Raw genomic sequence first — 8,043 nt, forward strand, 5'->3', positions numbered from 1 at the left:
ATATGGACCAGACCAATCCGACAACTGGACTAGACCTCTTCGACCCGACCAAGGGAAACTGTCCTCCGTGAAGCACGTCATCGCACTCGATGTAGGCGGCACCGGCATGAAGGCCGCGCTGCTCGCCCAGGACGGCTCCGTGCTGTTCGAGGCACGCCGACCGACCGGGCGGGAGCACGGCACGGACGCCGTCGTCGCCGCCATCCTCGACTTCGCCACCGACCTGGCGGACGAGGGCCTCAGCCGTTTCGGCGTCGCCCCGCTCGCGGCCGGTGTCGCCGTCCCGGGCACGATCGACGAGAAGAACGGCATCGCGGTCTTCTCCGCCAACCTCGGCTGGCGTGAGCTCCCGCTGCGCAAGCTCCTCGGCGAGCGCCTGTCCGGACCGGACGGCGGCACGATGCCGGTGGCCCTCGGCCACGACGTGCGCTCCGGCGGCCTGGCCGAGGGCCGTCTCGGCGCCGGCCGCGGTGTCGACCGCTTCATCTTCGTCGCCCTCGGCACCGGCATCGCCGGCGCCATCGGCATCGACGGCCGGATCGAGTCCGGCGCGCACGGCTACGGCGGCGAGATCGGCCACGTCGTGGTCCGCCCGGGCGGCCCGCAGTGCGGCTGCGGCGCCCGCGGCTGCCTGGAGACGCTGGCCTCCGCCTCCGCCGTCTCGCGCGCCTGGGCCGAGGCCAGCGGCGACCCCGACTCCGACGCGGCATCCTGCGCCGCCGCGGTGGACGCCGGGGACGAGCGCGCGCTCGCGGTCTGGCAGCGCGCCGTCGAGGCCCTCGCGGACGGGATCATCGTGGCCCAGAGCCTGCTCGACCCGTCCACGGTGATCGTCGGCGGCGGGCTGGCCGAGGCCGGCGACACCCTCTTCACTCCGCTGCGCGCGGCGGTCACCGAGCGGCTGACCTTCCAGATGCCCCCGAAGGTCGTACCCGCCATGCTCAAAGACACCGCCGCGTCCCTGGGCGCGGGCCTGCTCGCCTGGGATCTGCTCTCCTTGGAGGTGACCGCGTGACCACCGCGGACCGTGACCGTACTGCCCTGGCCGGCGCCCGACTGGTGCTGCCCGGCGGCGTCGTCGAGGGCGACCGCCTCTCCGTCGAGGGCGAGCGCATCGCCGGCCTCGGCGGCGACACCGCGCCCGGCGACCTCGACCTGACCGGGTACACCGTCGTCCCCGGCTTCGTCGACCTGCACGTCCACGGCGGCGGCGGCGGCGCGTACACCTCCGGCATCGCCGAGGAGGCGCTGCTGGCCGCCCGCACCCACCTGGAGCACGGCACCACCACCACGGTGGCCTCCACCGTCACCGGCGAGATCGACGAGGTCGCCCGCCAGGCGCACGTCCTCTCCGAACTCGTCGAGGACGGCGTCCTGGCCGGCATCCACTTCGAGGGCCCGTTCATCTCGCACAACCGCTGCGGCGCCCACCGCCCCGACCTGCTGCGCGACCCCGACCCGGCGCTGGTGCGCAAGCTGGTCGACGCCGCCCGCGGCCACGCCAAGATGGTCACCCTCGCCCCCGAACTGCCCGGCGGCCTGGACTCGGTGCGGATGCTCGCGGACCTCGGCGTGATCGCCGCCGTCGGCCACACCGACTCCGACTACGCCACCACCCTGGAGGCGATCGAGGCCGGCGCCACCGTCGCCACCCACCTGTTCAACGCCATGCCCGGCATCGCCCACCGCGCCCCCGGCCCGATCGTGGCGCTGCTGGAGGACGAGCGGGTCACCGTCGAGCTGATCAACGACGGCGTGCACCTGCACCCCTCGGTCCTGGACCTCGCCTACGGCACCGCCGGCGCGAGCCGGGTCGCCCTGATCACCGACGCGATGGGCGCGGCCGGCATGGGCGACGGCCTGTACCCGCTCGGCCCGCTCCAGGTCGAGGTCAAGGACGGCGTCGCCCGGCTGGTCGAGGGCGGCGCGATCGCCGGTTCCACCCTCACCCTGGACGTGGCGTTCAAGCGCTCGGTCACCGTCAACGGGCTGAGCCTGAGCCGGACCGTCGAGTCGCTGTCCGCCACCCCGGCCCGGCTGCTCGGCCTGAGCGACTCGATCGGCTCGCTGGAGACCGGCAAGTTCGCCGACCTGGTCGTGGTCGACTCCGGGAGCTACGACCTGGTCGCCGTGATGCGCCGCGGCCGCTGGGTCCTCGGCGGCGAGAGGTTCGAGACCGTCAGGTCCGCCTGAACGAAGCCGACGGCCGCCCTCCCCCTCGGGGACGGGCGGCCGTGGTGTGTCCGGGGCCGTGGTGTCCGGGGCCCGGCGTGTCGGGCCCGGTCAGCCGCTCGGCTCGACGGTGATCTGGTCGATCAGGATCGACGTCCCGGCGGGCACCGTGAAGGTCACCGAGTTCGGCCCGGCCTGGAACTGCGGCAGTATCCAGGTGGTGAACCACGAGGACGCCGGGTCCTTGGCGGCGCCGTACGTCCGGTAGGTCACCCCGCTCGGCCAGTCCTTGCCGTTCACGGTGGCGCCGCCCTTGAACTCTCCGCTGCCCGTGTAGTTGTAGTGCACGGTCAGCTTGTACGTCCCCGCCGTCGCGACGTCGCCGGTCCAGGCCACCGTGCCGCCCGGCTGGAGCGTCAGGTAGCCGCCGTCGGCGGACTTGGCGCCCTTGACGCTGTTGCCGACCGGCGCGTTCTGCCCCTGGAGCTGGCTCGCGTCCACCGTCACCGGGCCGGAGCCGACGGTCGCGGTCGCGGAGGGCCCGGCGCTCGCGGTGGTGGCCGTCGGCACCGGGGTGGTCGGGGCCGGCGGGGCGGCGGACGTGGCACCGCCCTTGGCGTCCTTGGTGTCGTCCCGGTCCCCGGTGGAGAGCGCTATCCCGGCGCCGATCGCTATCGCCGCGATCACGGCGACCGCACCGATCACCGCGCCCTTGCTCCGGCCGCTGCCGCGGGGCTCCTCGCCCGGCTGCGGACGGGAGTGCTCGGCGTAGCGGTTCTGCTGGGTGGGCGCGGCACCGTACTCGGGCTGCTGCGGCGCGCCGGGCTGACCGCCGTACGGGGCCTGCGGCTGGCCGCCCGGGTACCCCTGCGGCGGCATGCCCTGCTGGCCGTACGGCTGCTGGGGCTGCTGCGGTGCCCGCGGCGGCGCTCCCTGCGGGTAGCCGTACTGCGCGCGCCCGACCTCCATCGGGCGGTTGTACGACGTGCGCGGGACCCCTTGCTGCGGCTCGGCCGGCTGCCCGGTGGAACCGTCGGCCGGGCGGTAGAGGTAGCCGAACGGGTCGTCGTCCTGCGGGGCACCGCCCCCCTGGCCCTCGGGCACTCCGTTGCTGCCGGCGGTCGTCACGGTGGTCTGCTCCCCCATCCGGTGCGCCGCCGGCTGCGGGCGGCGCAGATCATGGACGCTGTCGTACCGGGAACCCTACCTGTCGTATGTGACGGCGGGGAAAAGAGCCCTTGACAACCCGCGGGTAACCCGGCCCGACCAGGGCGGACCGCGCATCCGGGGGACTTCCGGCCGCGCCGCTCAGCCCGCGCGCCGGTGCGAGCGCTCGCCGCGCGCCCCGCGCACCGCGCCGCCCCTGGCGCGCTTCTCGTCGTACATCCGCTCGTCCGCGGTGTGCAGCACCTCCTCGATGCTCATCCCGCAGCCGGCCCAGCCGACCCCGAGGCTCACCCCCACCCGCATCGCCCGGCCGTCGATCCGCATCGGCGGGATGATCGCGCCGCGCAGCCGGTGGGCGAGGTCCTTGGCCTCCTCGCGGCCGATCCCGTCGGCCAGCACCACGAACTCGTCGCCACCGAGCCGGGCCACCGTGTCGCCGTCCCGCACCGCCTGGCTCAGCCGCCGGGCGACCTCGACCAGCACCGCGTCGCCCGCGTTGTGGCCGAACCGGTCGTTGATCGACTTGAAGCCGTCCAGGTCGCAGAAGAGCACCGCGAGCCCCTTGTCCACCGTCGCCGCGCCACCGGAGCGGAACGGCGCCGACCAGGCGTCGCCGCCCGGACCGTACTCGGCCGGGACCACCGCGTGCACGTGCTCCCCGTAGCCCGGGCCGAACGCCTCGGGCAGCCCGTAGCCGTGCGCCGGCCCGCCGTACGGGTCCGCGCCCTCCGCCCGGTGCCCGCCGTAGGAGTCGGCCGGGTAGCCGTACGGCTGCGGGCAGGCCGCCGCCTCGGCCGGGCCGGTGGCGCCGACCAGCTGCGGCTGGGGACAGAGCCGGCGGGCCAGCCGGGACTTGAGCTCGGCACCGTTCGGCAGCCCGGTGAGCGCGTCGTGGCTGGCCCGGTGGGCGAGCTGGAACTCGTGCCGCTTGCGGTCCTCGATGTCCTCGACGTGGGTGAGCAGGAAGCTCGGGCCCTCGGCCGCGTCCGCGACGATCGAGTTGCGCAGGCAGACCCACTGGTAGCCGCCGTCCCGCCGGGACAGCCGCAGTTCCGCGCGGCCGCTCTCGGCGCTGGTGCGCTCCAGCAGCGCCCGGTCCTCCGGGTGCACGAGGTCGGCGAAGCTCTGCTGGCGCAGCACCGCCCGGGGCCGGCCGAGCAGCCGGCACAGCGCGTCGTTGACCCTGGTCAGCTGGCCGCGCCCGGCGCCGTGCAGCTCCGTGATCGCCATCCCGCTGGGCGCGTACTCGAAGGCCTGGCGGAAGCTCTCCTCGCTGGCCCGCAGCGCCTGCTGCTCCTTCTCCAGGCGGGCCAGCGCGCGCTGCATCTCGGCCCGCAGCCGGGCGTTGCCGATCGCGATGGAGGCCTGCAGCGAGAACATCTCCAGCGCCTCGCGGGTCCACGCCCCGGGCCGCTTGCCGCTGCGCGGGCGGTCCACCGAGAGGACGCCGAGGAGGTCGCCGCCGGCGCTGTACATCGGGGCGAGCAGCCCGTCGGCGGGGTGCCAGTCGTTGGCGTACACCGGCAGCGGGCCGTCCCCGATCCAGCGCGGGATGTCGCTGGCGACGGCCCAGCCGCGGTCGTACGGCAGGAAGCGCAGGGTGCCCCAGTGGTCGCTGACGCCGAGCAGCCGGTCCCAGGACTCCCGGGAGCCGACCTGGCCGAGCAGGACGGAGGGGCCACCCATCGGGCTCTCCTCCAGCTCCCAGACGGCCGCCACCACGAGGTCGCCGTCCGGCCGGACCAGGCTGACCGCGGCGGCGTCGAAGCCGAGCCCGTGCACCGCGCCCTCGACGACGGCCTGGAGGGTGCCAGCGAGGCTGCGGGCAGCGTTGAGGTCCGCCACGACCCGGTGCAAGGTGCGGAGGGTCGCGAGACGGACGTACGGCTCCGACTCGGCTTCCATGCGGGGGCTCCCCGGCTTCTTCGGATAGTTCTTGATTGGTTATCGTCCGATTGCCAGAAGAACTGAATCACAGGGAGCACAGCGCTCGGCACGCTCGGTCAGCAATAGGGCATCACTTGTGACTTAAATCACACAAGACTAATGCACCCTTAATCAGTTCATCCGTCTCATAGCGAGACATATGGCCCCATCGGAACATTTCTCGTGGTCGACCGCATTGGCCCCGGGCTGAAGCCGACTGGGCCCGCCGACCGGGCGGCTTCACTCCTTGGGGGTGAGTTCGGCCACCGGGCGCAACCCTTCGGCCGGACCTGCGGTCCTACGACCAAGGCCCGATGCCGTTTCTCCCGGACCCCGACTACCGTGCGGTACGTGCACCCGTCCCCGCAGCCCGAAGCTGCCCCCCACGCCACGCCCGACGAGTTCCGGGCAGCTCTCTCCCAGCTCGCCGCCGGCGTGAGCCTGGTGACCGTCCACGACCCGGACGACGGCGAGGACGTCGGCATGACCGCCACGTCCTTCCTGTCCGTGTCGCTGGAACCGCCGCTGGTGCTGATCTCGGTCCGCGAGGACTCCCGGATGGACGAGGTGCTCACCCGGACGGACACCTGGGCGGTCTCGGTGCTGACCGAGGAGCAGAAGACGATCGGCTCCCGGTTCGCCATGAAGGGCCGGCTCAGCGACCGGCTGCTGTTCGCGGACACCGCCCACCACCGCGGACCGCGCACCGGCGCCCCGCTGATCGACGGCGCGCTGGCCACCGTCGAGTGCCGCACCGAGCAGCGGATACCCGCGGGCGACCACACCCTGCTGCTCGGCCGCGTCCTGGAGGCCGTCGTGCCCGACCCCGCCGGCCGTCCGCTGCTCTACTTCCGCGGCGGCTACCGCTCCCTGGGCTGACGCCCGCGGCCCGGCTACTCGCCGCCGCGCGGCGACCGGCGCCCCTGCTTCAGCTCGGAGCGGTGCCGCTTGTTGTACAGCCGCCGCTCGACCATGCCCCGGCTCGGCCTGGTCGCCCGCCGGGCCTTCTGCGGCGGCGCGCACGCCTCCGTCAGCAGCGCCGACAGCCGGGCCGCGGCCGCCTCCCGGTTGCGCCACTGCGAGCGGAACTCCGAGGCCTGGACCACCAGCACCCGGCCGTCCACCAGCCGCCCGGCCAGCCGCTCCAGCGCGCGCTCGCGCCACACCTCGGGCAGCGCCCTGGTCGAGGCCAGGTCGAAACGCAGCTCGGCCTTGGAGTCGGAGGTGTTGACGTGCTGGCCGCCGGGGCCGGAGGAACGCGAGAAGCGCCAGACGAGCTCGGCGTCGGGGACGACCACCGACCCCCGTACGCGGATGGGCTCGGACATGCCCCCATCATCCCGCCCGGGGCCCCCGCGGTCACCCCGTTATCGGCGGCCCGTCCGATCCCCGGCCCCGGTTAGTCCGGCGCGCCGCGAGCCCCGACAATGGCGTACGTGATCGAGCTCGGCTACTCCCTCTCCAACCGCTTCCCCGACCCCCCGCAGACGGACTACCGCACCGCGTCCGTGCACACCCTGCGGCACGACCTGTTCTGCGGCGACGTCTACCTGGACGGCGAGGGCTCGGAACTGTCCACCGCCTGGGGCTGGGTGCCGGTGCTCGACTTCGCCTGGGCGCTGTGCGACATCGCCGAGCACCTGGACCGCGACCCGGACGGCAGCCGGGCCGCCCGGGTGCAGACCGCCGACCTCGACTTCACCCAGAACACCGAGCTGCTGCGCTTCGCCCGCCGCTTCAACTGGGTGGAGGTCACCGCGACCTGGCTGCCGGACGAGCCGGCGGTGGTGGTCCGGCACAGCGAACTGCGGCGCGAGGCCCGGGACTTCCTCCAGGACACCCTGGCCGACCTCTTCGACATGCACCCCGACCTGGCCGACAATCCGACCATCTGGTCGCTCCAGGGCCGGTTCCGGCGGATCTGACCCGCGCTTTTCCCGTGCTTTCCCTCCGTTTGGCGATCCGGTCAGCGGTCCGGTCGGCGGTCCGACCGTCGCGCCGACCGGTTTCCGGCAGCCGCGCGCGAAGAATTCACGGCCTCTGCGGAACCAAGCCGACGGACCATTGCGTTCTCCCGGAGAAAAGCGCACGAAGCGAACGAAGGGACTGCAATCGTCATGCCAGTGAGCCTCTCCAAGGGTGGCAACGTCTCGCTGACCAAGGAGGCCCCCGGCCTGTCCGCGGTCAGCATCGGCCTGGGCTGGGACGTCCGCACCACGACCGGCACCGAGTTCGACCTCGACGCCAGCGCGATCGTCCTGGACGCGAACGGCAAGGTGCTGTCCAACGCGCACTTCGTCTTCTTCAACAACACCAGCACGCCGGACAACACCGTCGTGCACACCGGTGACAACCGCACCGGCGAGGGCGCGGGCGACGACGAGTCGATCAACGTCAACCTGGGCGGCCTGCCGGCCGAGGCCGCCAAGATCACCTTCCCGGTCACCATCTACGACGGCGTCGCCCGCGGCCAGAACTTCGGCCAGGTCCGCAACGCCTACATCCGCGTGGTGAACGCGGCCGGCGGCGCCGAGATCGCCCGCTACGACCTCTCCGAGGACGCCGCCACCGAGACCGCGATGATCTTCGGCGAGCTCTACCGCAACAACGGCGAGTGGAAGTTCCGCGCGGTCGGCCAGGGCTACGCCTCCGGCCTGGCCGGCATCGCCCAGGACTTCGGCGTCCAGCTCTGACGCAGCCGGGTCCGACGCGCCCGGCCCGACGCACCGGATCCGACGCACCCACGGAAAACGCCGCGGCGCGGGAAGTCCCTCCGAC

8 protein-coding genes are annotated in these 8,043 nt (G+C 73.4%); 5 read left to right on the forward strand and 3 right to left on the reverse strand.

Annotated elements, in window-relative coordinates:
• Positions 1–67 precede the first annotated feature (67 nt).
• On the forward strand, positions 68–1,015 hold the full coding sequence (locus ACFRAR_RS31910) for an ROK family protein (RefSeq protein WP_380702562.1): 948 nt from the start codon (positions 68–70) through the stop codon (positions 1,013–1,015).
• Positions 1,012–2,193 carry an N-acetylglucosamine-6-phosphate deacetylase gene (gene nagA / locus ACFRAR_RS31915; protein WP_380702564.1) on the forward strand — a complete coding sequence of 394 codons (1,182 nt, stop codon included), beginning with the start codon at positions 1,012–1,014 and terminating at the stop codon, positions 2,191–2,193. Before ACFRAR_RS31910 ends, nagA begins: the two co-directional genes overlap by 4 nt.
• Before the next feature lie 90 nt (positions 2,194–2,283).
• Here nagA and ACFRAR_RS31920 read toward each other — a convergent pair whose 3' ends face one another.
• A complete protein-coding gene (locus ACFRAR_RS31920; RefSeq protein WP_380702566.1) occupies positions 2,284–3,300 on the reverse strand; it encodes a hypothetical protein in 1,017 nt (338 codons plus the stop codon).
• 180 nt (positions 3,301–3,480) lie between these two features.
• Positions 3,481–5,244: a diguanylate cyclase domain-containing protein gene (locus ACFRAR_RS31925; protein WP_380702568.1), complete on the reverse strand. Its 1,764-nt coding sequence runs from the start codon at positions 5,242–5,244 to the stop codon at positions 3,481–3,483.
• 372 nt (positions 5,245–5,616) lie between these two features.
• Between ACFRAR_RS31925 and ACFRAR_RS31930 the strand changes: the two genes are divergently transcribed.
• Positions 5,617–6,144: a flavin reductase family protein gene (locus tag ACFRAR_RS31930; protein ID WP_380702570.1), complete on the forward strand. Its 528-nt coding sequence runs from the start codon at positions 5,617–5,619 to the stop codon at positions 6,142–6,144.
• 14 nt (positions 6,145–6,158) lie between these two features.
• Here ACFRAR_RS31930 and arfB read toward each other — a convergent pair whose 3' ends face one another.
• On the reverse strand, positions 6,159–6,593 hold the full coding sequence (gene arfB, locus ACFRAR_RS31935) for an alternative ribosome rescue aminoacyl-tRNA hydrolase ArfB (protein WP_380702572.1): 435 nt from the start codon (positions 6,591–6,593) through the stop codon (positions 6,159–6,161).
• Positions 6,594–6,692: 99 nt separating this feature from the next.
• Here arfB and ACFRAR_RS31940 point away from each other — a divergent pair, with 99 nt between their 5' ends.
• Both ACFRAR_RS31940 and ACFRAR_RS31945 read left to right on the forward strand, forming a co-directional pair.
• A complete protein-coding gene (locus tag ACFRAR_RS31940; protein WP_380702574.1) occupies positions 6,693–7,190 on the forward strand; it encodes a hypothetical protein in 498 nt (165 codons plus the stop codon).
• Between the two features lie 192 nt (positions 7,191–7,382).
• Positions 7,383–7,958, forward strand: coding sequence for a TerD family protein (locus ACFRAR_RS31945; protein ID WP_380702576.1), 576 nt, complete (start codon positions 7,383–7,385; stop codon positions 7,956–7,958).
• The last annotated feature ends 85 nt before the right edge of the window (positions 7,959–8,043 follow it).

Source organism: Kitasatospora sp. NPDC056651 (assembly GCF_042792155.1).
Taxonomy (GTDB): domain Bacteria; phylum Actinomycetota; class Actinomycetes; order Streptomycetales; family Streptomycetaceae; genus Kitasatospora.

Coding starts and splice junctions, on each gene's coding strand:
- ACFRAR_RS31925 (WP_380702568.1), bottom strand. CDS start 5,244: ATGGAAGCCGAGTCGGAGCCGTACGTCCGTCTCGCGACCCTCCGCACC.
- arfB (WP_380702572.1), bottom strand. CDS start 6,593: ATGTCCGAGCCCATCCGCGTACGGGGGTCGGTGGTCGTCCCCGACGCC.
- ACFRAR_RS31940 (WP_380702574.1), top strand. CDS start 6,693: ATGGCGTACGTGATCGAGCTCGGCTACTCCCTCTCCAACCGCTTCCCC.
- ACFRAR_RS31945 (WP_380702576.1), top strand. CDS start 7,383: ATGCCAGTGAGCCTCTCCAAGGGTGGCAACGTCTCGCTGACCAAGGAG.